This is a genomic window from Aquibaculum sediminis (assembly GCF_040712085.1).
Classification (GTDB): domain Bacteria; phylum Pseudomonadota; class Alphaproteobacteria; order Kiloniellales; family DSM-21159; genus Aquibaculum; species Aquibaculum sediminis.
On sequence record NZ_JBFCVK010000002.1, the window covers coordinates 154,242 to 176,517 of the forward strand.

21 protein-coding genes are annotated in these 22,276 nt (G+C 67.1%); 11 read left to right on the forward strand and 10 right to left on the reverse strand.

Annotation, left to right across the window (positions count from 1 at the left end; translation table 11 throughout):
* Window positions 1-60 precede the first annotated feature (60 nt).
* The 8 genes from ABZ720_RS03400 to soxR form a co-directional block, all read right to left on the reverse strand.
* Entirely contained in the window at window positions 61-780 is a 720-nt protein-coding gene (locus tag ABZ720_RS03400; RefSeq protein WP_366553824.1) for an HAD family hydrolase, read from the reverse strand.
* A gap of 130 nt (window positions 781-910) precedes the next feature.
* Window positions 911-3,364, reverse strand: coding sequence for a GcvT family protein (locus tag ABZ720_RS03405; protein WP_366553826.1), 2,454 nt, complete (start codon window positions 3,362-3,364; stop codon window positions 911-913).
* A gap of 245 nt (window positions 3,365-3,609) precedes the next feature.
* Entirely contained in the window at window positions 3,610-5,607 is a 1,998-nt protein-coding gene (locus ABZ720_RS03410) for a ligand-gated channel protein (protein ID WP_366553828.1), read from the reverse strand.
* Window positions 5,608-5,883: 276 nt separating this feature from the next.
* On the reverse strand, window positions 5,884-6,285 hold the full coding sequence (locus tag ABZ720_RS03415; RefSeq protein WP_366553830.1) for a type II toxin-antitoxin system death-on-curing family toxin: 402 nt from the start codon (window positions 6,283-6,285) through the stop codon (window positions 5,884-5,886).
* A complete protein-coding gene (locus tag ABZ720_RS03420) occupies window positions 6,282-6,506 on the reverse strand; it encodes an AbrB/MazE/SpoVT family DNA-binding domain-containing protein (protein WP_366553832.1) in 225 nt (74 codons plus the stop codon). The genes ABZ720_RS03415 and ABZ720_RS03420 overlap by 4 nt, the downstream gene beginning before the upstream one ends.
* A 126-nt stretch (window positions 6,507-6,632) precedes the next feature.
* Window positions 6,633-6,983, reverse strand: coding sequence for an NIPSNAP family protein (locus ABZ720_RS03425; protein ID WP_366553834.1), 351 nt, complete (start codon window positions 6,981-6,983; stop codon window positions 6,633-6,635).
* A gap of 79 nt (window positions 6,984-7,062) precedes the next feature.
* Window positions 7,063-7,956: an alpha/beta fold hydrolase gene (locus ABZ720_RS03430; RefSeq protein WP_366553836.1), complete on the reverse strand. Its 894-nt coding sequence runs from the start codon at window positions 7,954-7,956 to the stop codon at window positions 7,063-7,065.
* A gap of 75 nt (window positions 7,957-8,031) precedes the next feature.
* Window positions 8,032-8,487: a redox-sensitive transcriptional activator SoxR gene (soxR, locus tag ABZ720_RS03435; protein WP_366554425.1), complete on the reverse strand. Its 456-nt coding sequence runs from the start codon at window positions 8,485-8,487 to the stop codon at window positions 8,032-8,034.
* A 96-nt stretch (window positions 8,488-8,583) separates the two neighbouring features.
* On the opposite strand from soxR, the gene ABZ720_RS03440 reads away from it, so the two are divergent.
* Entirely contained in the window at window positions 8,584-9,216 is a 633-nt protein-coding gene (locus tag ABZ720_RS03440) for an MBL fold metallo-hydrolase (RefSeq protein ID WP_366553838.1), read from the forward strand.
* Window positions 9,217-9,238: 22 nt separating this feature from the next.
* On the opposite strand, the gene ABZ720_RS03445 is transcribed toward ABZ720_RS03440, so the two are convergent.
* Window positions 9,239-9,544 carry a Rieske (2Fe-2S) protein gene (locus ABZ720_RS03445; protein ID WP_366553840.1) on the reverse strand — a complete coding sequence of 102 codons (306 nt, stop codon included), beginning with the start codon at window positions 9,542-9,544 and terminating at the stop codon, window positions 9,239-9,241.
* 261 nt (window positions 9,545-9,805) lie between these two features.
* Between ABZ720_RS03445 and ABZ720_RS03450 the strand changes: the two genes are divergently transcribed.
* The 8 genes from ABZ720_RS03450 (at window position 9,806) to ABZ720_RS03485 (ending at window position 18,128) form a co-directional block, all read left to right on the forward strand.
* Window positions 9,806-10,351, forward strand: coding sequence for a hypothetical protein (locus tag ABZ720_RS03450; RefSeq protein ID WP_366553842.1), 546 nt, complete (start codon window positions 9,806-9,808; stop codon window positions 10,349-10,351).
* 14 nt (window positions 10,352-10,365) lie between these two features.
* On the forward strand, window positions 10,366-11,118 hold the full coding sequence (locus ABZ720_RS03455; RefSeq protein ID WP_366553844.1) for a DUF4394 domain-containing protein: 753 nt from the start codon (window positions 10,366-10,368) through the stop codon (window positions 11,116-11,118).
* Window positions 11,119-11,317: 199 nt separating this feature from the next.
* Window positions 11,318-11,518: a 50S ribosomal protein L35 gene (gene rpmI, locus ABZ720_RS03460; protein ID WP_366553846.1), complete on the forward strand. Its 201-nt coding sequence runs from the start codon at window positions 11,318-11,320 to the stop codon at window positions 11,516-11,518.
* A 20-nt stretch (window positions 11,519-11,538) separates the two neighbouring features.
* Window positions 11,539-11,916: a 50S ribosomal protein L20 gene (rplT, locus tag ABZ720_RS03465; protein ID WP_366553848.1), complete on the forward strand. Its 378-nt coding sequence runs from the start codon at window positions 11,539-11,541 to the stop codon at window positions 11,914-11,916.
* Between the two features lie 151 nt (window positions 11,917-12,067).
* Window positions 12,068-13,153, forward strand: a complete 1,086-nt coding sequence (gene pheS, locus ABZ720_RS03470; RefSeq protein ID WP_366553850.1) for a phenylalanine--tRNA ligase subunit alpha — start codon at window positions 12,068-12,070, stop codon at window positions 13,151-13,153.
* A 4-nt stretch (window positions 13,154-13,157) separates the two neighbouring features.
* On the forward strand, window positions 13,158-15,572 hold the full coding sequence (gene pheT / locus ABZ720_RS03475) for a phenylalanine--tRNA ligase subunit beta (RefSeq protein ID WP_366553852.1): 2,415 nt from the start codon (window positions 13,158-13,160) through the stop codon (window positions 15,570-15,572).
* Between the two features lie 32 nt (window positions 15,573-15,604).
* On the forward strand, window positions 15,605-17,137 hold the full coding sequence (locus ABZ720_RS03480; protein ID WP_366553854.1) for an inorganic phosphate transporter: 1,533 nt from the start codon (window positions 15,605-15,607) through the stop codon (window positions 17,135-17,137).
* A gap of 19 nt (window positions 17,138-17,156) precedes the next feature.
* Window positions 17,157-18,128, forward strand: a complete 972-nt coding sequence (locus tag ABZ720_RS03485; protein ID WP_366553856.1) for a ketopantoate reductase family protein — start codon at window positions 17,157-17,159, stop codon at window positions 18,126-18,128.
* A gap of 14 nt (window positions 18,129-18,142) precedes the next feature.
* Here the strand turns inward: ABZ720_RS03485 and ABZ720_RS03490 are convergent, their stop codons facing one another.
* Window positions 18,143-18,844 (reverse strand): RluA family pseudouridine synthase, encoded by a 702-nt coding sequence (locus ABZ720_RS03490; protein WP_366553858.1) that lies wholly within the window; start codon window positions 18,842-18,844, stop codon window positions 18,143-18,145.
* A 205-nt stretch (window positions 18,845-19,049) separates the two neighbouring features.
* Between ABZ720_RS03490 and ABZ720_RS03495 the strand changes: the two genes are divergently transcribed.
* The gene (locus ABZ720_RS03495) at window positions 19,050-20,675 is read left to right on the forward strand and encodes an OpgD/OpgG family glucan biosynthesis protein (RefSeq protein WP_366553860.1); all 1,626 of its coding nucleotides are present in this window, start codon (window positions 19,050-19,052) and stop codon (window positions 20,673-20,675) included.
* A gap of 84 nt (window positions 20,676-20,759) precedes the next feature.
* Window positions 20,760-22,085, forward strand: coding sequence for a 30S ribosomal protein S12 methylthiotransferase RimO (gene rimO / locus ABZ720_RS03500; RefSeq protein WP_366553862.1), 1,326 nt, complete (start codon window positions 20,760-20,762; stop codon window positions 22,083-22,085).
* Window positions 22,086-22,276: the final 191 nt, after the last annotated feature.

Here is a 22,276-nt window from a genome sequence, read left to right on the forward strand (position 1 = left end):
ACGGGCGTGCAAAACCGGATTGGAATGAGGGTGTTGGGGTGCGCGGGCTCGGGCGCGCCGTCAGGAGCCGGCGAGGAGCTCCGGCAGGGCGGCGATCGAGGGCAGTACCCGATGCGCCGGCGGCTGGAGGTCCTCGGCAAGCGCCGTGCCGGTCAGAACGCCGACCAACAAGCCGGCGCCTGCCGTCTGGCCCATGACCATGTCCTGCGGACTGTCGCCGATCATGGCCACGGTCTCCGGCGTCAGGCTGGTGCTGCGGCAGAAGGCCTGCAGCATGCCGGGTTCCGGTTTGCGTCCATGGCCGCTGTCCCAGCCGGCCACGAAGGAGAAGAGCGTGGCGATGCCGAAGCGCTCCAGCGTGGCGTGGGCGGCTGCCTCCCCGTCGCTGGTGGCAACACCCAGGCGATAGCCGGCGCCGTGCAGCGCCTCCAGAACCTCGACCAGGGACTCGACCGCCACGGCTTCCGCGACGCCGTCCTCGAAGACGTCGTCGATCAGCCGCGCGAGCCGCGTTGGATCGCGGCCCGGCAGCATTTCGGCCCAATAGGCGGCAATGCCGCCGGCGTCCGCTGCGGCCAGCAGCGAACCGGGCACAACATGATCGCTTTCCGGGTCATGTCCGCCCGCAGCGAGCAGCTGCGCGGCGACAGCCGGATCGTGGTCGGCCGCGGCCAGGGCAGCCCGACGGTTGAGCGGCACCCAGCTCCTGGCGAAATCCAGCAGCGTGCCGTCCTTGTCGAACAGGAGACCCTTGATGGCGGAGGGAGCGGGTCTGTGCATGGGCTGGATCGTGCGTCCGTGGGCGCAAGTACAGGGATCGGGCAACCGGTCCGGAGGTAAAAGGGGAAAGCCCGCCGGCTCAACGCTGTAAACCGGCGGGCTGTATGAGCGGGTAGTTAGGCGATCGCGTTCAGGCGCGCAACCGTTCGTTTTCGGGATCCCAGGGGCTTTCGGGAATCACCACGGCGCGGAAGCGTTCCTGCAGGATGACGATCTCCAATTCCGTGCCGATTTCCGCGGCTTCGGGCTGCACATAGGCGAGTGCGAGCGACTTGCCGCAGTTGTGGCCATAGGTGCCCGAGGTGGCCCGCCCGACCATCCTGCCATCCTTGTAGAGCGGCTCGTTGCCGCCCGCGTCGGCGATGGGGCGGCCGCCGCGGGCCTCCGGGAAGACCTCCAGGGTGACGAAGTGCTGCGGCACGCCTTCCTGTTGTTGGCGGACCAGCGCGTCACGGCCGCGGAACTCGCCCTTGTTCAGCCGCACGAAGCGGTCGAGCCCGGCCTCCAGCGCGGTGTACTCGCGGGTCAGGTCCCCGGCCCACATGCGGTAGGATTTCTCGATGCGCAGCACGTCCATGGCCCGCATGCCGACAAGGTCGATGTCGTAGTCCTTACCGGCAAGCATCAGCTCCTTGTAGATGTGGCGGCTGAACTCGATGGGGTGGTGCAGCTCCCAGCCCAGCTCGCCCACGAAGTTGACCCGGAGCGCGCGCACGTCGCTGGCCAGGCCGACGTTGATGGTCTGGGTCGTCAGCCAGGGAAAGGCCGCATTGGAGAGGTCGCTGTCGGTCAGCGGCTGCAGCACCTTGCGGGCGTCCGGGCCGGAAAGGACAAAGACGCCGCGGCTGTTGGTGACGTTCTGGATCTGCACCGAGCCGTCGCCCGGCAGGTTCTTCCAGAGGTAGTCCCAGTCAAAGCGCTCGGCCGCGCCCGAGGAGATGAGATAGAAGCGCTCCGGGCCCAGGCGGGTGATGGTGAACTCGCTGCGCACGCCACCGCGGTCGGTGAGCGCGTGGGCCAGCGACATGCGCCCGATCTTCTTCGGTATGGAGTTGGCCACCAGACGATCGAGCCAGTCGGCGGCGCCGGGGCCGGAGACCTCGAACTTGGAGAAGGGCGAGAGCTCAATCAGGCCGACCTTTTCGCGCAGGTGCTTTGCCTCACGGCCCACATGCTCGAAGTAGTTGCTGCGGCGGAAGGACCAGACGTCCTTGCGCTCGACGCCGTCGGGCGCAAACCAGTTCGGCCGCTCCCAGCCGTAGCGCTGGCCCCAGACGGCGCCGGCGGCGTCCAGTTCGTCATGCACGGCGACGGTCTTGCCGGGTCGTGCGGCGGGGCGCTCCTCATCGGGATAGTGGATGACGAAGACGTGCTCGTAGGCCTCCTCGTTCTTCACCTTGACGTAGCGCTTGTTGGCGTAGGCGCCGTAGCGGCGCGGGTCGACGTCCATCAGGTCGATGGAAGGCTCGCCGCCCACGATCCACTCGGCCAGGAAGCGTCCGGAGCCGCCGGCAGCGGTGATGCCGAAGGAGTGGCCCTCGTTCAGCCAGACGTTTTGCAGGCCCCAAGCCGGGCCGATCAGCGGGCTGCCGTCGGGGGTGTAGGAGATGGGGCCGTTGATGATGTCCTTGATGCCCACTTCCTCGAAGATCGGCACGCGGTTGATCGCCGCCTCGACGTGGGGCATCAGGCGCTCCAGGTCACCGGGGAAGAGGTTCTGGCCGAAGGAGTCCGGCACGCCGTCGACGAAGCAGGCCGGCGCGCCCTTCTCGTAGGGGCCGAGGATCAGGCCCTGGCGCTCCTCGCGCATGTAGTAGGAGGCGTCGCTTTCACGCAGCACCGCCAACTCTGGCAGGCCCTGCTTCTGGCGCTCGATCAACGCCGGGTGCGCCTCGGTGACGATGTATTGGTGCTCCACCGGGATCGCCGGAACATCGAGCCCGAAGAGCGCGCCGGTCTGGCGGGCATAGTTGCCGGTGGCGCAGACCACGTGCTCGCAGGTGATGTCGCCCTTGGGCGTGTGCAGGGTCCACTCGCCGTTGGCCTGCTGCGTGACGCCGGTGACTGGCGTCTGGCGGTAGATCTCGGCGCCGCGGCTGCGTGCGCCCAGCGCCAGGGCGTTGGTCAGGTCCGCCGGTGCGATGTGGCCGTCCTGCGGGTGATAGAGCGCGCCCACCAGCCCCTCGATGCTGGCCAGCGGCCAGAGCTTCTGGACCTCCTCCGGGCCGATCATCTCGAAGGGGACGCCGATGGTGTTCGCGGTGCCGCAGTACTTCTTATACTCGTCCATGCGCTCCTGATTGGTCGCCAGGCGCAGGTTACCGGTGACGTGGAAGGAGACGTTCTGCCCCGTCTCCTCTTCCAGCGACTTGTAGAGGTCGACCGAGTATTTGTGAATCTGGCCGACGCCGTAGCTCATGTTGAAGAGCGGCAGCAGGCCCGCGGCGTGCCAGGTGGACCCGGCGGTCAGCTCGGTGCGCTCCAGCAGCACCACGTCCGACCAGCCGAGTTTCGCCAAATGATAGAGGGTGGAGACCCCGACGGCACCGCCGCCGATCACCACCACGCGGGCATGGGACTTCATTGCTTCCTACTCCTTGCGACCACGCGAGATTGTACGCCGGCGACCTCCGGACGGCGGCACATTCGCAGTCGTGAAGCGGGAAAGCAGGACACTGAGCGACGCCGGAAAGAGTGGGAGCGACATGCACCGCTTTAGGCTGTGTCGCACGCCGGCGGGTTCTGGCCAGTCGAAGGACGAGGTGGCCGAACGGAGGACCTTTTTGGCCCTCCGCCAGGCTGAGATTCAGCCCTCCGCCAGGCTGAGATTCAGAACGTGGTCTTCACGCTCAGCCACAGCCGCCGGCCGTCGTCCACCTGGCCGTACTCGCTGTAGCGGACCTGCTTGTCGGTGACGTTATAGACGCCGACATTGAGCAGGACGTTGTCCAGCATCTGGTAGCCCAGGCCCACGTCCACGAAGGTGTAGGAGGGTGCGACGATCGAGCTGGAGGAGGGTCCCTGGATCGGCTGGCTCTCCTGGCCGCGGTAGGTGATGCGGGTCCAGGGGCGCACCTTCTCGCTGGCCTGCCACTCCAGCTCGGCAGACGCCAGGTGCTTCGGCAGCTGGGTCAGCGGCTGGCCCTTGTACTGGCCGGACTTCTGTTCGGAGTCGGTGTAGGTGTAGCTGCCGGTGAGGACCAGATCGTCGGTCAGCTCGGCCTGCAGCGAAGCCTCGATGCCCCGGGTGATCGCCTTGTGCACATTGACGCGGTAGGTCGGCCGCGACCCGAACTGATTGGGGCCGCCCGGGCAGATGCTGGCCGGGCACTGGACGCGGGTGATCTTGTCCTCGAAGTCGTTGTGGAACAGGGTCAGGCTCATATCCAGGCCGGACAGCCCGGAGTAGATCAGCGAAATCTCCTTGTTGAGCGACTTCTCCGGCTCGAGATCGGGGTTGCCGTAGACATTGCCGCCGCGGCTGACCTGGCCCCAGTCGGGGGTGATCTCGCGCAGGCTCGGCGAACGATAGCCGGTGGAGACGCCGCCCTTCAGAGTCCAGTCACTGGCGAAGTTCCACACGCCGTAGAGCCGCGGGCTCACATGGGCGCCGTAGTCGCTGCTGTAGTCGAGCCGCGCGCCGCCGGTCAGCGAGAAGCTGTCCGTCAAGAGCCACTCGTCCTCCACGAAGCCGGCGTACTTGGTCATGGAGATCTTGGTGCGGTTCGAGATCTGGTTGCTGGTCTCGTCTTCCAGATGCTCGTAACCGAAGTTGCCGCCCAGGGTGAGGATGTGATCGCCCAGCGGTACGATCATGCTGGATTTGGCGGTGGTGTTCTCGATCTGCATGTTGCGGCTCTGATTGTCCGCAATCTCGTGTTTGACGTGGCTGTCGAGGGTACCGAAGGAAAGCTGGCCCCCATGACTGGCCGCGATGTGGGTGTTGGTGCTGGTGGTGTCGGAATCCGAACAGCCGCCGCGGCAGGGTGGCACGATGGTCTTGCCCACTGTCGCCTGACGGTTCTGCCGCGTCTGCCCGGCCTCTAGCGCGATCTCGTGGTCCTCATCCGGCGTGAAGGTCAGACGCCCGGTCAGGCTGGTGAAGCGCCGGTCCTCGTAGCCGTTCTCCAGGTTGTCTTCGGCGCGCCGGGTGTACTGGCCCCAGACCTGCAGCCCCAGCCGATCCTCGATCAGCGGCCCGCCGGTGTAGAAGTTGCCCTGGTAGCCGCTGCCTGAATTCGTGCTTTCCTGCAGGGTGACGGCGGTCTCGACCGCGCTCTGCCAGGAGTCGGGCACCTTGCGGGTGATGATGTTGATGACGCCGCCCATGGCATCGGAGCCGTAGAGCGTCGACATGGGGCCGCGGATCACCTCGATGCGCTCGATCGCCTGCAAGGGCGGCAGCCAGTGCTGCTCGAAGCCCGCGCTGCCGTTGGGGCGGACCTCCCGGGTGTCGACGCGCTGGCCGTCCACGAGCAGCAGGGTGTAGGCGGCCGGAAATCCGCGGATGCTGATGTCCGCACCGTTGTCGCCGGCACCGCCCCCGGTCACCGTGACGCCGGGCACGCTGCGCAGCGCGTCGGTCAGGTCGTTGTACTGGCCGCGCTCCAGTTTCTCGCGCGGAATGACACTGATCGAGGCCGGGGCGTCCTTGAGCTGCTGCTCATAGCCCGAAGCCGTCACCACGACCGGCGAAAGTTCGGCCGCATCCTGGTCCTGCGCCAGCGCCGATCCGCCCGCCAGCGTCGCGAAAAGCCCCACCGCCACAAGCGAAAAGGCGCAGTCCTGTGCCGCCCGGCACCGAGGCCTGCTGTGTTTCACCGACATTCAATTGCCCCCAAAGTTGGTACGAATGTCGCGAGTGATAATGACTCGCATTCGCTATAGCAACGGGGAATGTTGGTGGGAGGGAGAAGAGCGGGCGGGAGCGGGAAGGTGGGGCGGGATGCAGGTGGTGGGTTCAGATGGCACCGAAACGGCGCGCCAAACCAAGCTATTGCCAGCATCCACGTTAGAATCGATCAGAGAGCGTCGACCTGAGGTGCAAACCGCACACTGCAGCTCAACTTTAAGGGCTTCCGGCCGTCTTGCGGCCCCTTCAGTCTAGCGAAACTCAAAAGAGTTTCGCTCTACCCAGGCTGAGAACTGCTGCTCATCGAGTGTGCCCGCGGCGAGAGCGATCATGACATCCGTTGCTTCGCGCTCGGGAGCATCCAGGTGCTGATTGTTCAGTCCAAGAGTGACGCCGAGCGCCATGAAGCTGATGCGCTTGTTGCCATCAACGAACGGGTGCCGCCGGATGAGCGATACAGCCAGCGCAGCGGCCAACTCGAAGACGGAAACGTGGTCCTGATTCGCATACGCCAGCAGCTGCTGCGGCCGAGCGAGTGCCGCATCCAGCGCTTCGCGATCTCGTATGCCGCCTGCGCCGCCGTGTTCGTCCAGCAGTTCCTTATGTAACTGAATGAGCACTTCAGCGCTGGGGAGTGCGATCCCCTGCTTCACTTGGCAAGATCACTCATCGTTCGACGGTAGCGCTGTGCAAAGCGGCGCCCGATTTCCAGCGCACGCGTGTCGTCTTGGCTGACGCGCACAATCTCCACCGTTTCGCCTTTCAGCGACACGGTGACGGCGTCACCCTGCTCCATGCCTGCCGCGGATAGCACGTCTTGCGGTAGGACAACGCCTGTTGAACTGCCGATTTTAACCAGCTTGGTGGTGCTCACGGTCACGCAACTCCTCGCCGTTAGGGCGACAATTCTACCACAAGCACAGTTGCGTTTACGACGGTTATTGAACTGCTACGCTATGGTGGCCCCCACTCGGCCGAGGTTGGATGAAGCGCCACACCGCTACCCAAAGCGCTGAAGCGACTCCGCGGCTGCGGTGGGGTTGAAGAAGTCGGTGGCGGCCAGGAGGCGGTTTTCCTGGTGGATCAGGTTGCCGGCCTCGGCGCTCATCTGCTTGAAGCGGATCCAGTCCGGGTCGGCTTCCATGGCGGCGCGGCGGGTCGCGCGGTCGGCGGCGTCGCGGTAGGCCCAGATGTGGATGTAGGTGTTCTGCGCCCCGGTTTCGGTGATGCCATAGAAGACCGGCGCGCCGAGATGGCGGACCTGCGCCTCATAGCCGTGCTCGCGGTAGAGCGCGAGCTGCTTCTGGATGGTGCCGGGGCGGCAGGTGTAGGTGCGCATGTCGAAGAGCATGATGGCTTCCCTCTCTGTCTGGCTGCGTTCTTCTGGTCGCGAGGACTCACGCTTGAAGAATCACGCCGGGGCCCGGCGATCAAGCCCTCCCGGCAGAAAGCCGCTGAAAGAAGGCCCGGATCGCCTCTGCCGCCTTCTGCGGCTGCTCCATGTGGACGAAGTGGCCGGCGTCTGATGCGCTGGAGGCCTCCAGGTCGCTGAAGTGTTCCGGCAGGCGGTCCATCCACTCGGCTTTCAGGATCGGGTCCTGCGCGCCCCAGAGCACCCGCGTTGGCAGATCGAACGGCGGCAGCTTGGGCGCTTCGCCACGCATCACCGCCAGGCGGCTGGCGTTGATGCTGCGGTACCAGTTGAAGCCGCCTTGGAGATTGCCGGGCTTCATGAAGGTGTCGACCCAGGCCTCAAGGTCGTCCTCGAAGGCTTCCGGCCGGGCTGACCAGTGGGTGAGGAAGTGGCGCAGATAGATGCGGCAGTTTTCCCGGGACGCGCCCACAAGCTCCGCCGCCAGGGGCAGCTGGTGGAAGGACTGGTACCAGATCTCCTTGAGGTGGCCGGGCTCCGCCCAGCGCGCGCCGATGCCGGGATAGACGCAGTTGAAGAAGAACAGGCCCGACAGCCGCTGGGGATGTCGCCGCGCCACGGCCTGGGCCGCGGCCGAACCCACATCGTGGGAGACCAGGCCTACGGGCGTGGATATGTCGAGCGCGTCCAGCAGGCCCAGCAGGTCCTCGGCCAGCACATCCGGGGTCATGGCCTCGCTGGGGCCGTCGTAGGGCTTCTCGCTGTCGCCGAAGCCGCGCAGGTCCGGCGCGATTAGCTCAAAGTCATCTGATAGCAGGGGGATCAGCCGGCGCCAGGTGCGGCAGAACTCGGGCCAGCCGTGCAGCAGCACCAGCGGCGGCCCGCTGCCCTCGCGCCAATAGTGGATGCGGATGCCGTTGGCGGTGGCGAAGCGGGAAGTGAAGTCGGTCATGGCGTTCCTATGGGCGATCCTGTGGCTTGTCTGACGCGGAGGGCGCCCAGCCTACACCCTTGGCCGCCGGAGGCGTTACTGCGGATCGAACAGCCGGGCGCCCGGGCCGCCGGCGGCCGCCGAATCGCCGGGGTTGCGCAGCGGGCAGTCGCGCAGCGACAGGCAGCCACAGCCGATACAGCCGTCGAGCTGATCGCGCAGCCGGGTGAGACGCTCGATGCGCGCTTCGAGTTCGGCGCGCCAGCGGCTCGAAAGTGCGCGCCAGTCCGCCGCCGTCGGCGTGCGCTCGTCCGGGAGGGTGGAGAGGGCTTCCTTGATCTCGGCAAGGGGAATGCCGGCGCGCTGCGCCACCTTGATGACGGCGACGCGGCGCAGAACCTCGCGCGGATAGCGACGCTGGTTGCCGCTGCTGCGCCGGCTGTGGATCAGGCCCTTGGATTCGTAGAAGTGCAGGGCCGAGACAGCCACGCCGCTGCGTGCCGCGACGGCGCCGATGGACAGTTCGCGCTGCAAGGCGCCTGGAGATTTCATCACATCGACCTCTTGACCTCAAGTATGCTTGAGGTTCTATCAGGGTGGCTCCCGACGCCACAAGCGCTTGGCGTCATCCACTCAAGGAGCTGACGGATGCGACAGATCTATCCCGACCTCTGGCAGAGCAAGACCGAGAACCCCATTCCCGGTGCGCCGCAGGTGAACACCCACGCCTACCTGCTGACGCACGAGGCGGGGAATGTCCTTTTCTACGCGACCGGTAACACGGCCGAGCACGATCAGATCGCCGAACTGGGTGGGCTGGCGCGCCAGTATCTCAGCCACAGGGACGAGGTGGGCCCTCATCTGGCGACGATCCGCAAGCGGTTCGGCTCGATGCTCGTCGCCCACAAGGCGGAACTGGCGGATGTAAGCGCCGCGGCACCGGTCGACCTGGTCCTCGACAAGCGGGAGGTACATCTGGGCAGTATCGAGGTCATCCCCACTCCGGGCCACAGCCCGGGCAGCACCTGCTACCTCGTGCGCTCGCCCCACGGTCGCCGTTATCTCTTCACCGGCGACACCATCTTCCTGAACGACGGCCAGTGGGAGACGCTGGTCTTCAACCAGGCGGACAAGGACGACCTGCGCCGGAGCCTGGAGCTCCTGCGCGGGCTGGGCCCCGATGTGGTCTTGTCGAGCGCGTCGCTCGGCGAGCCCTCCTACAAGGAGTTCACCCCTGGCGAATGGTCGGCCAGTGTCGATGGCGTATTGCGCGCTCTATAATAGCCCAGCCGGGGCAGGGGGGTCAGACGTCGATCCAGACCTCCCCCTCCTCGATCTTCACCTCGAAGGTCTGTAGCGGTTCGTCCACCGGGCCTTCCAGCGGCTCGCCGGTCTTCACGTCGAAGACACCCTGATGCAGCGGGCATTCGATGGTGCCGTCGTCGTAGTAGCCCGTGTGCAGGCAGGCGTAGGCATGGGTGCAGATGTTGTCGGTGGCGTAGATCTCGCCTTCATAGTCGTAGAGCGCGATCTGCCGCTTGCCCACGCGCACCTCGATGGGCTTGTCGGTCGGAATTTCATTTCGCTGAGCAACCTTGTGCCACGCCATCGTCTGCCTCTGTATTCGTTGCATCCAGGCTCGTCCTGAGCCGCGCGGACGGTAGCCCGCAGGCCTCAGGCTTGCAAACCTCGGCAAGGCAGGGGCGGACGAGTGCCTGTGCCTCTGCCTGTTCCCGGGGCGCGCGGTGACGCTTTTGCGGCAAAGAAGTGGGAAGCACCTTCCGGGCGCTTGTCGTTGCGCACCCCCGTCCCAATTCCCGTGGTGGACAGGATGCAACCCGTCTCACGCATGAGTTCAGGGAGAAGAGCCATGTCACTCTCGCGTCGTTCGGCCCTGACGGTCGGGGCCGGTTTTTCGCTCGCTGCCGCCGGCAGTCTGGCCGCTTTCGCGCCCGCGCCGTCCAGGGCGTCGGCCCACGCCCTGCAGGAAGCCCACGCCGCCGCGGGCCGGGCGCGCGCGGCCTACCACCTGCTGCTGGAAAGTGGCCGCCTGCCGGCGCTGATCCTCGATCTGGCCGAGCGCATCTACGAGCGCCACCGGGCCACGGAGGAGGCTCTGGGCGACCGTCTCGCCGGCGCGCGCCCCGCCGGCCTGGACCAGCCGGATGTGCAGGCCGCCATCCAGGGCGCGGACACGCCCACGGCGCTCATCCGCCTGATGCGCGACATCGAGGCGCGTGCCTTGGCCGGCTATCTGGCGCAGGAGACCGCAGAGGGCGAGGCCAAGGTGCTGCTGGCCGCTGCCGCGGCCGATGGCGCCATGCATTGGGCGCTTCTGAACCACACCCTGGGCGAGGCACTGCCGCGACAAGGCCTGAGCGCCGGCGGCAGCCTGCCCACCAGTGGCATCGAGTAAGGTGGAGGCGTGCGATGAGGGCTCTACAAGCCTTGGGCCTGACGGTCCGCCAGGAACTGCTGCACCTCGATCTCGATCGCGGTGTGATCGGTGAACGCCGGCGACTGGCCAATGTGGAGGATCTGCGCGGTCTGCTCCTCGCCCTCGACCGGCGCCCCTCGGACGGGCGGATCTACGCCCTGACCGGACTGACCGAAATGACCGAGCGCATGAGTCTCTTGCCGCTGCCGCCAGGCGCCACGCGCAGCGCCGACTTCCGGCAGCAGGTCAACGAGGTTGGCCTGGATCTGCCGCTGCCCGAGAATGCACTGATCGCCTTCGATCCGGTGCAGGACAATCTGCGCGCGGTCGCGCCCTCCGGACGCAGCTTCCGGGTCGACCCGGAAAGCGGCGCGCTCCAGGCCGATGTCAGCCTCTCGCTCTGGGATGGCCGCGGGCGCCCGCGGCTTTCGGCCATCGCCTACGCCCGGGCCCTGCCGGATGCTAGGCGCGCCCCGCTCTATCTGCTCGACGTGGGGCAGCGGGCGCTGCACGTGGAGGACCCGCGCGAGCCCGGGCGGGTGGAGTACATCGGGGCGCTGGGCATCGAGCTGCGTGAACTCTCCGCCTTTCGCATCTTCTCCACGCCGGAGCGTGGCGATACGGCGGTCCTGGTGGATGGCCACCGCATCTATACCGTGGACCTTCTGACCGGACGCGCCTGGGATCGCGGCAGTTTCGGAGCGCAGGATCTGGTCATCACTGACATGGCCCCGCTCTTCGAGTAGCAGGGAGCGCCGAAAGGGCATCACACGGCTTCACAAGGCATCAGGGGCCCCGTCGCGCAGTTGGTTGCGGTGCACAAGGTGCGCTTGCACCGACCCGGCGCCGGGGCTATAAGGCGCACTCCCGAACCGGACGGTGCGGCCCACAGGCATGCCCAGCCGTCCAGAACATTCATGGCCTTCGAGCCTGAAAGGAATGAAAATGCCGAAGATGAAGACCAAGAGCGGGGCCAAGAAGCGCTTCCGCCTCACGGCGAAGGGCAAGGTCCGTGCCAACGCGGCCTATCTGAGCCACATGATGCGTCGCAAGCCGCAGCAGATGAAGCGTCAGGCCCGCGGGACGATGATCCTGAGCGAGCGTGATGCGCGGGTCGTGCGCAAGCACTTCCTGCCCAACGGCTGACCTGAGAGCGGAGAAAGAAAATGGCACGCATCAAGCGCGGCACGACCGCCCATGCCGCTCATAAGAAAGTTATCAAGCAGGCCAAGGGCTATCGCGGCCGTGGCAAGAACGTCTATCGCGTCGCTGTCCAGCGCGTCGAGAAGGCCCTGCAGTACGCCTATCGCGACCGCCGTGTGCGCAAGCGCGATTTCCGTGCGCTGTGGATCCAGCGGATCAATGCCGCTTCGCGCGAGCATGGCCTGTCCTATTCGCAGTTCATGAACGGCATCCACAAGGCCGGCATCGAGGTGGACCGCAAGGTCCTGGCCGATCTTGCGGTGCGCGAGCCGGCCGCTTTTGCCAGCCTGGTCGAGCAGGCACAGGCCGCGCTCGCCGAGGCTGCTCAGGCCAAGGCCTGAGCCTCCGGGCTTCGCGCTCTTCCCTGTCCCTGCTCCGGACTGTCGTGGCCCCGCGGTGCGGCAGTCCGGTTCCGGCCTTTCCACCGGCCCCTTGTCGGCGCCGCGGGGACAGACCCGCGATGCCACTTGAGGCGATGCCGGAAGGAAGTCCATGGACGATCTCGACAGTCTGAAGGCCGAATTGCTCTCGGCCGCCGAGCAGGCGCCGGACCTCTCCGCGCTTGATGCATTGCGCGTGCGCGCACTTGGCAAGAAGGGTCTGGTCACCGAGCGGATGAAGACGCTCGGCCAGCTCGATCCCGAGGCGCGCAAGGCCCGGGGCCAGGCGCTCAATCAGGTCAAGGAAGCGTTGGCCGCCGCCATCGAGGCGCGCAAGGCCGTGCTCGAGGAAGAGGCGCTGGAAGCGCGCCTGACCGAGGAGCGGGTCGATGTCTCTCTGCCGTCCCGCGCACAGAGTGTCGGCCACCTGCACCCGCTCAGCCGCACCATCGACGAGCTGATCGCGATCTTCGGCGAAATGGGCTTCTCCGTGGCGGAAGGCCCGCACATCGAGGACGACTTCCACAACTTTGAAGCCCTCAACATCCCGGCCTGGCACCCGGCGCGCCAGGACCACGACACCTTCTATCTGAAGCCCCCGGCCGCCGATGCTGATGAGGGCGGAGAGCGCCCGGTGCTGCGCACCCACACCTCGCCGGTGCAGATCCGGCACATGCAGACCACTACGCCGCCGATCCGCATCATCGTGCCCGGGCGCACCTATCGCGCCGACAGCGATGCGACCCACAGCCCCATGTTTCACCAGGTCGAGGGCCTGGTGATCGACGAGAAGACTCACATGGGCCACCTGAAGGGCACGCTGATCGACTTCTGCCGCGCCTTCTTCGGCGTCGACGACCTGCCGGTACGCTTCCGCCCCAGCTATTTCCCCTTCACCGAGCCTTCGGCGGAGGTGGATATCGGCTGCTCACGGGAGAAGGGGCAGCTTGTCATCGGTCCGGGCAAGGACTGGCTGGAGATTCTCGGCTGCGGCATGGTGCATCCCAAGGTGCTGGCCAACTGCGGCATCGATCCGACGCGCTATCAGGGCTTTGCCTTCGGCATGGGCATCGAGCGCATCGCCATGCTGAAGTACGGCATGCCCGACCTGCGCCCCTTCTACGAAAGCGACATTCGCTGGCTGCGGCACTTCGGCTTCCTGCCGCTGGAGGTGCCCTCCATGGTGCGGGGGCTGTGACGTCATGAAATTCACGCTGAGCTGGTTGAAGGACCATCTGGAGACCGAGGCCTCCCTGGAGGAGATCGTCGAGAAACTGTCCATGCTGGGGCTCGAGGTCGAAGGCGTCGAGGATCGCGCCGCACCTTTACGCCCCTTCACCGTGGCGCGCGTGCTTGCCGCCGAGCCGCACCCCGATGCCGATCGCCTGCGCGTCTGCCGCGTGGAGACGGTCGAGGGCGAGGTGCAGGTCGTCTGCGGCGCGCCCAATGCCCGCACCGGCATGTGGGGCGTTTTCGCTCCGCCGGGCAGCCATGTTCCCGGCACCGACGTCCACCTTAAGAAGGGCGTCATTCGCGGTGTCGAGTCCAACGGCATGCTGGTCTCCGAGCGTGAGTTGGGCCTGTCCGACGACCACGAGGGCATCATCGACCTGGGAGCGGGCGAGGGCCTCGCGGTGGGGCAGTCCTTCGCCAGCCTGCAGGGTCTCGACGATCCGGTGATCGAGATCGCGATCACGCCGAACCGCGCCGACTGCCTGGGTGTGCGCGGTGTGGCGCGCGATCTGGCCGCGGCGGGCCTTGGACGCCTGAAGCCGTCCGCCTTGATGGCGCCGACCGAGGGGTCCTTCGACAGCCCGCTCGACTGGCGGCGCGATCTGCCGGCCGATCGGGAGCAGTCCTGCCCCTACGTCGCCGGCCGCTATTACCGTGGGGTCACCAACGGCCCGAGCCCGCGTTGGCTGCAGGAGCGGCTCAAGGCCATCGGGCTGCGGCCGATTTCCGCGCTGGTGGATATCACCAACTACGTGACCTACGACCTGGGGCGGCCGCTGCACGTTTTCGATGCCGACAAGGTCAAGGGTCATCCCACCATGCGCTTTGCGCGCGACGGGGAAGAGATCCTGGCGCTGGATGGCCGGACCTATGCGCTGGATCCGGAAACCCTGGTCATCGCTGACGACAACGGGCCGGAAGGCATCGGCGGCATCATGGGCGGCGAGCTCTCCGGCTGCACCGAGGAGACCCGCAACGTCTTCCTCGAGGTCGCGCTCTTCGACCCAATCATGGTCGCCTTCACCGGCCGTCGCCTCGGCATCCATTCCGATGCCCGTTATCGCTTCGAGCGCGGGCTGGACCCCGAAAGCGCAGCCTGGGGCGTGGATGTGGCCACGCGCCTCATCCTCGAACTCTGCGGCGGTGAGGCCAGCCACACCGTGGCTGCTGGTGAGCTGCCCGCCGAGGAGCGGCGCGTTTCGCTTCGGCCGGGGCGCGTGGCGGCGCTGGGCGGCGTCGACGTGTCCGCCGAACGCCAGCAGGCGCTGCTGACCACGCTCGGCTTCGAGGTGTCGGAGAGCGCGGAAGGCACGCTCGATTGCCGCGTGCCGACCTGGCGCCGTGACATCGAGGGCGAGGCCTGCCTGGTGGAAGAGGTCCTGCGCCTCAACGGCTATGAGGCCATTCCCGCCGTCTCCCTACCGCGAGAGAGCAGCCTGCCGACGGCCGCACTCAACCTCTCCCAGAAGCGGGGCGCGGCCGCGCGCACGGCGCTGGCCTGGGCTGGACTGGAAGAGGCGGTGACCTTCTCCTTCGTGGCCGAGCGCCAGGCCCGGGCCTTCGGCTGGGACAACGAGGCCCTGCGACTCGACAACCCCATTTCCAGCGACCTGGACGTCATGCGCCCCTCGGTGCTGCCGACCCTGCTGGAGGCAGCCGCGCGCAATGCCGATCGCGGCTATCCCGATGTGGGCGTGTTCGAAATCGGGCCGCAGTACAGCGGGACCGCGCCTGAAGACCAGGCCAATGTGGCAGCGGCCCTGCGTGCCGGACAGGCGATCTCCCGCCACTGGCTGGACCGAGCGCGGCCTGTGGACGCCTTCGATGCCAAGGCCGATGCCGAGCGCGTGCTGGAGGCCCTGGGCGCGCCGGTGGCCAATCTCCAGGCCTCGTCCGATGCCCCGGCCTGGTACCATCCCGGCCGCTCCGGTGCGCTGCGACTCGGCCCCAAGGTTCTGGCCTGGTTCGGCGAGTTGCACCCGCGGGTGCTGCGGGCCTTCGACGCCCGCGGTCCCGTGGTGGCCTGCGAGGTCTTCCTCGACGCTCTGCCGCAACCAAAGCAGAAGGGCGGCAAGGCGAAGCCGCCGGCCGACCTGCCGGCCTTCCAGCCTGTGGTGCGGGACTTCGCCTTCGTGGTAGACGAGGCTGTCCCAGCGGAAAAGGCGGTGCGTGCGGCCAAGGGCGCTGACAAGCAGCTCATCCAGCAGGTCGAGGTCTTTGATCTCTATCGTGGCAAGGGTTTGCCGGAAAACAGCAAGTCCCTGGCGCTCGCGGTGACTTTGCAGCCGCGCGACAAGACTTTGACCGAGGCGGAACTGGAAGCGGTCTCGGCAAAGATCGTACAGCAGGTTACCAAGGCAACCGGCGGCAGCCTGCGCGGTTGATCAGGCTCCCGTAGAGGCAAACGGAGCGACGCTTGGCCAAGACGAAACTCGACAAGGATCTCAAGCGCCTCTCCCGCATGGAGTATGGGGCACAGGACATCGCGCGTGGCCTGGTGCCATTCAGCCTTGCCCTGCTCTTCCTGGTGGCTGCGGCGGTTTTCGCAGCCTTTCAGGTCGGGGTCAGCGGGGTATGGGCCGTTGCGGTCGGGGCGACGGTGATCGGGGCCTATATGGCCCTGAACATCGGCGCCAACGATGTGGCCAACAACATGTCGCCGGCGGTGGGGTCGCGGGCCCTGACCATCGGCGTGGCCGTGATGATCGCCGCCGTCTGCGAAGCGGCGGGCGCCATCATCGCCGGCGGCGATGTGGTGGAGACGGTGTCCAAGGGCATCATAGATCCGTCGCGCATGCCCAGTATCGAGCACTTCGTCATTGCCATGATCGCGGCGCTCTTTGCCGCGGCGCTCTGGATTAACCTCGCGACCTGGCTGAATGCGCCGGTGTCCACCACCCACTCGGTGGTGGGCGGCGTGCTGGGCGGCGGCGTGGCCATGGCGGGCCTGGGCGTGGCGGACTGGTCAGTGGTGGCCAGCATCGTGGCGAGTTGGGTGGTCTCCCCGGTCATGGGCGGCGTGATCGCCGCGGGCTTTCTCGCCTACCTCAAACGCTCGGTCTACGATGCTCCGGACCGCCTTTCCGCTGCGGCGGTCCAGGTTCCCCTGCTGGTCGCCATCATGGTCGGTGCCTTCGCGTCCTACCTGATGATGAAGGGCCTGAACCAGGTTCTGCCCGTTTCCTTCTGGATGGCGCTGGCGGTGGGTCTGCTGCTGGCTGTGCCCACCTATTTCCTGGTGCGTCCGCGCGTGCAGGCCAAGCTGGCGGTGGCCGGCGACGGCACCTACAGCCTGGGCGACCTCTTCACCATCCCCGTGATTGGCGGCGCGGCGTTGCTGTCATTTGCTCATGGCGCCAACGACGTCGCCAACGCCATTGGCCCGCTCTCGGCGGTCCACGCTGCGCTCGATGGTGGGGTTGCCGGCGGCGAGGTGGTGCTGCCCTTCTGGATCCTGCTGGTGGGTGCCGGGGGGATTGCCGTCGGCCTGGCACTCTTCGGGCCGAAGCTGATCCGCACCGTCGGCTCCAAGATCACCAAGCTCAATCGCGTGCGTGCCTTCTGCGTGACGCTTTCCGCAGCCATCACCGTCATCATCGCCTCGGCCCTGGGCTTGCCGGTCAGTTCCACCCACACAGCCATTGGTGCGCTCTTCGGCGTGGGCTTCCTGCGCGAGCATTTTGCCAATCAGGAACGCGAACCAAGCAAGCGCGCCCGGATCTTCCGCATGGAGCCGCCGCCGGAGGCCATGCCCATCGAAGATCGCGGCGCCGTCGAGACGGCCAAGCTGCGGGCCAAGGCGGAAAAGCAGCGCAAGCGCTATCTCGTGCGCCGCTCGCATGTCTTCACCATTGCAGCGGCCTGGATCATCACGGTTCCCTGCAGCGCCCTGCTGGCTGCGGTTCTGGCCCGGTTGTTGCTCTGGGGCGGTTTGGGCGATCTGATCTGATGGCCCCGGGAGGACGGTGATGCGCATAGCGGTCTACGGTGCCGGTGCGGTGGGCAGTGTGCTGGCCGCGAAGCTGTCGGATGCCGGTCACGAGGTTGTGCTGATCGCGCGTGGCCAGCGCCTGGCGCAGGTTCGTGATGAGGGTCTGCGGCTGCGCGTCGAGGGGCAGGAGAGCACGACGCGCCTGCCGGTGAGCGACGATCCGGCGCACCTCGGGCCACAGGACACTGTCATCCTGGCGCTCAAGGCTCATTCCCTGCCGGCCGTGGTCGACGGCGTTGCCGCGCTCTGCGGGCCGGAGACGACGCTGCTTGCCGCCCAAAACGGCCTGCCCTGGTGGTACAACCATGCTGTTGGCGGCGCGTGGGAAGGCCAGGTCCTGGAAAGTGTGGATCCTGGCGGGGTGCTCTGGCGCGGCCTGCCGCCGGAGCGTGTGCTGGGCTGCGTCCTCTATATCGCGGCCGCGGTCGAGCCCTCCGGCCTGGTCGATGTGACGCAGATCGGCCACTACCTGATGGGCGAACCCGATGGCCAGGAGTCGCAGCGGGGACGCCGGCTGGTGGAGGCCTTCACCGCGGCCGGCCTGCCGGCGGAACTCAACCCGCGCATTCGTGATGCCATCTGGGTCAAGCTCTGGGGCAACCTCTCGCTCAATCTTGCTGCCGTTCTCACCGGCGGGACCGTGCGGCAGATGACCGAGCGGCCCGAGGTGGCGGCACTCCTGCAACGCATGATGCGCGAGGCGCAGCAGGTGGGCGAGGCCCTGGGCGTGCGCTTCGGCATGAGCGTCGAGGAGCGTTTCGCCATCGCCTGCAGGTTGGGCGATTTCAAGCCCTCGAGCCTGCAGGACCTGGAAGCCGGCCGGCGCATCGAGGTCGAGGCCCTGCTGGGCGTCGTGGTCGAACTGGGCCGCCGTCTGTCCCTGGAGACACCCACGCTTGAAACCGTGCTGGCCCTGGCGCGCCTGCGCGCCGATCTCGCCACCGCCTGAGAGTTTGCGCAGGTTCAGCGCTGCTCTGGGCTGAGCGCGAACCCGCGCGTCTCCAGCGTTGCGGCCATGTCGTCCGGCAGCGGCGCGGTCACCGCGACAGGCTCCCTGCTGCGGTAGAGCGGCAGGCTCAAGCTGCGCGCGTGCAGATGCAGGCGCAGGCCCGAAGGCGGACGGGTGGTGGCATAGACCGGGTCGCCCAGAATCGGGCAACCGAGCGCCGCGCAGTGCACCCGGATCTGATGAGTGCGGCCGGTCAGGGGGCGCAGTTCCAGCCAGGTCAGCCCGCCGCCGCTGCCCAGGATCCGCCAGCGTGTGCTTGCCCGAAGGCCGCCACTGTCCGCCGGGCGCATGCGCCAGCCACCATCGCGGCTCGAAATTTTCTCCAAGGCCAGATCCAGCTGTCCTTCAGGCTTGGGCGGCGCGCCCATCACCAGGGCCCAGTAGACCTTCTCCACCCGTCCCTCGCGAAACAGGGCCGCCAGCTTGCGCAGGGCCTTGGGGTTGCGCCCCAGAGCAAGGCAGCCGCTGGTGTCTTGATCGAGGCGGTGGGCCAGGGCCGGCGGGCGGGGCAGGCCGAAGCGCAGACTGTCGAAGCCAGCCTCCAGCGAAGGGCCGCCGCCGGGGCCGGCGTGCACGGCGATTCCCGCAGGTTTGTCGATCACCAGCAGCAGGCCGTCGCGGTAGAGCAGACGTTTGGAGAGGTCGGGCAGCGCCATGCCTTTCTCTCCTGCGCCGCCGCGGTGGCGTCAAGCCCCGCCGGTGCCCTGTTGTGCGAATGGCTGCGGCCGGGCTTGGTCCCATGACGGTCACGAAGCTGACATGCTTCACCTCTGGTGGTGATGCGCCGCGGAACCTATCTGCGGTTCCCGGCGCTGCTGTCCTGTCGCGCTGCCTGTTCCACCACAGCCGGATCACTGCCTCATGACCTCGACTTCTGCCGCTTTCTCGCGACGCGCACTCCTCTCGGCCACCGGTGCCGCGAGCTTCCTGGCCGGCGCTGGTTTCTTGCCCCGCGCCGTGCTGGCCCAGCAAGGCGCGCTGCAGGAGGCGGCGCCGGAGTTGACGCTGGGGGAGGCCGAAGACTTCTCCTTCGAGGGGTTGGTGGAGCGCGCGCAGCAGATGGCGCAGCAGGACTTTCAGGAACGAAGCGTGGTCGCGCCGGAGGTGATCGAGCAGATCGATTACGATGCCCACGGACGGCTGCGCTTCCGGCCGGGACGCGCACCGCATGCTGAGGGCCCCGGGCGCTATCCGGTGACCTTCTTCCATCTGGGCCAGTTCTTTCCCCGGCCGGTGCGCATGCACCTGCTGCAGGAGGGGCAGGCCCGGGAAGTGCTCTACCGCTCCGGCGACTTCGAGATGCCCGAGGACAGCCCCGCCCGGGAACTGCCCCAGGATGCAGGCTTTGCCGGCTTCCGCTTTCAGGAGGAGAACGGCCGGGCCGATTGGCGCACGCAGGACTGGCTGGCCTTTCTCGGCGCCTCCTACTTTCGGGCCATCGGGGAACTGGGCCAGTACGGCCTTTCGGCCCGGGGACTGGCCGTCGATGTGGCGGCGTCGGAAGCCGAGGAATTTCCGGAGTTCGTCGCCTTCTGGATTGAAAGCCCGCAGGATCCGGAAGAGCCGGCCGTGATCTACGCCCTGCTCGACGGTCCCAGCGTCACCGGCGCCTATCGCTTCCTCTGCTGGCGCAAGGAGCATGTGGAGATGGAAGTCTCCGCGCGCCTGTTCATGCGCAAAGAGGTGGAGCGGCTCGGCATCGCACCCCTGACCTCGATGTTCTGGTACTCCGAGTACGGCATGCGCTACCGCGAGGACTGGCGCCCGGAGGTGCACGATAGTGACGGGCTGCAGCTCTGGACCGGGAAGGGGGAACGGATCTGGCGGCCGCTCAACAACCCCACCCAGGTGCGCGTCGCCGCCTTTGCCGATGCCAGTCCGCGCGGCTTCGGGTTGATGCAGCGCGACCGGAATCGCGAACACTATCTGGACGGCGTGCGCTATCAGGACCGGCCCAGCCTCTGGGTCGAGCCCCTGGGCGACTGGGGCACGGGCGCCGTGCAGTTGGTGGAGATTCCCACCGACGACGAGATACACGACAACATCGTCGCCTTCTGGGTGCCCGGCGAGGCGCCCCAGGCCGGCGATGCACTCAGCTTCGACTATCGTCTCTACTGGGCGGCAAACGAACCCTTCCCGGCGCGCGCGCTCGCGCGCTGCGTGGCCACCCGCATGGGGCGCGGTGGGCAGGCCGGTCTGCCGCGGCCGGAGGGGGTCACGAAGTTCGTGGTCGAGTTCGCCGGCGGCGTCTTGCCCGACCTGCCGCTGGACGCGAAGGTGGAGGTCGAGGTCGAGGCCAGCCGCGGTGAACTCTCCTACATCTACGCCGAACGGGTGCCGGGCACCGAACGCTGGCGGGCGCACTTCGACCTCGACCTGTCGGAAGAGACGCCGGATGCCGTGGAACTGCGGCTCTATTTGCGCAACGAGGATCAAACGCTCACCGAAACCTGGCTCTATCAGTTCCTATCCGACGGACGAGGCTGATAGCGGTCGGAGCAACCGGCTTTTCCTTGCGTCGGCTGCGCGGACGCGATACTTCCCGGGCCTGCTTTTACCCGGAGTTCCGCCATGTCCGCCACCGCCGCCCGCCGCGTCGGGCTCGTCAGTCTCGGCTGCCCGAAAGCGCTCGTCGACAGCGAGCGCATCGTCACGCGCCTGCGGGCCGAAGGCTATGATATCTCCGCAGACTACGAGGGCGCCGACCTGGTGCTGGTGAACACCTGCGGCTTCCTCGATTCCGCCCGCGATGAGTCACTGGACGCCATCGGCGAGGCCATTTCCGAGAACGGCCGGGTGATCGTGACGGGCTGCCTGGGCGCGGAGCCGGAAATCATTCGCCAGCGTCACCCCGAGGTGCTGGCGATCACCGGGCCGCATCAGTACGAGGCGGTGATGGAGGCGGTGCATGAGGTGGCGCCGCCGGCGCATGACCCCTACGTCGATCTGGTCCCGCCGGAAGGCCTGCGGCTGACGCCGCGCCACTACGCCTATCTCAAGATCTCCGAAGGCTGCAATCACCGCTGCAGCTTCTGCATCATCCCCCAGCTGCGCGGCGACCTGGTCAGCCGGCCGATCAAGGAGGTGCTCTGGGAGGCCAAGCGTCTAGCCGATGCCGGGGTCAAGGAGCTGCTGGTGATCAGCCAGGACACCAGCGCCTATGGCCTGGACCTGCGCCACGCCGAGTCCGAGTGGCAGGGGCAGCCGCTGCGCACCCACATGACCGATCTCTGCCGCGCGCTTGGCGAGCTCGGCATCTGGGTCCGGCTGCACTACGTCTATCCTTATCCCCACGTGGAGGAGGTCATCCCCCTCATGGCCGAGGGCAAGATCCTTCCCTACCTGGACATCCCCTTTCAGCATGCCAGCCCCAAGGTTTTGAAGGCCATGCGCCGCCCGGCCAACAACGCCCGGGTGCTGGAGCGGCTGGCCCGCTGGCGTGAGATCTGCCCGGAACTCGTCATCCGCTCGACCTTCATCGTCGGCTTTCCCGGCGAGACCGAGGAGGATTTCCAGCTTCTCGTCGACTGGCTCGACGAGGCCCAGCTCGATCGCGTCGGCTGCTTCAAGTACGAGGCCGTCAGCGGCGCGACCGCAAACGAGCTCGAGGGCGCCGTGCCGGAAGCGGTGAAGCAGGAGCGCTGGGAGCGCTTCATGGCCAAGCAGCAGGCCATCAGCGCCGCCAAGCAGCAGGCCAGGGTGGGCCAGGAACTGGACGTTCTGGTGGACGCGCTGGACGAAGAGGGCGCGGTCGGCCGCAGCTACGCCGATGCGCCGGAGATCGACGGCGCGATCTACCTGGACGATGCCGACTGGGTGGAGCCTGGCCAGATCGTGCGCGCCCGCGTGGTCGAAGCCGATGCCTACGACCTGCGCGCTGTGGTGCTCGACGATTAGTGCAGATCGCGTTCAATTGGAATGCGATTCCAATTGAACGCGTGAATCTGCACTACCTGTTTGGTGTTAGACCGGATTCACGCGTTCAATCTGAAACCCTTGCGATCCAATTGAACGCGATCCGGTCTAAAACCGCCTTGGCGGCGGCGCTTTCTCTGCTTGTCTCCCCGGGAAGGCGGTGAAAGACTGCC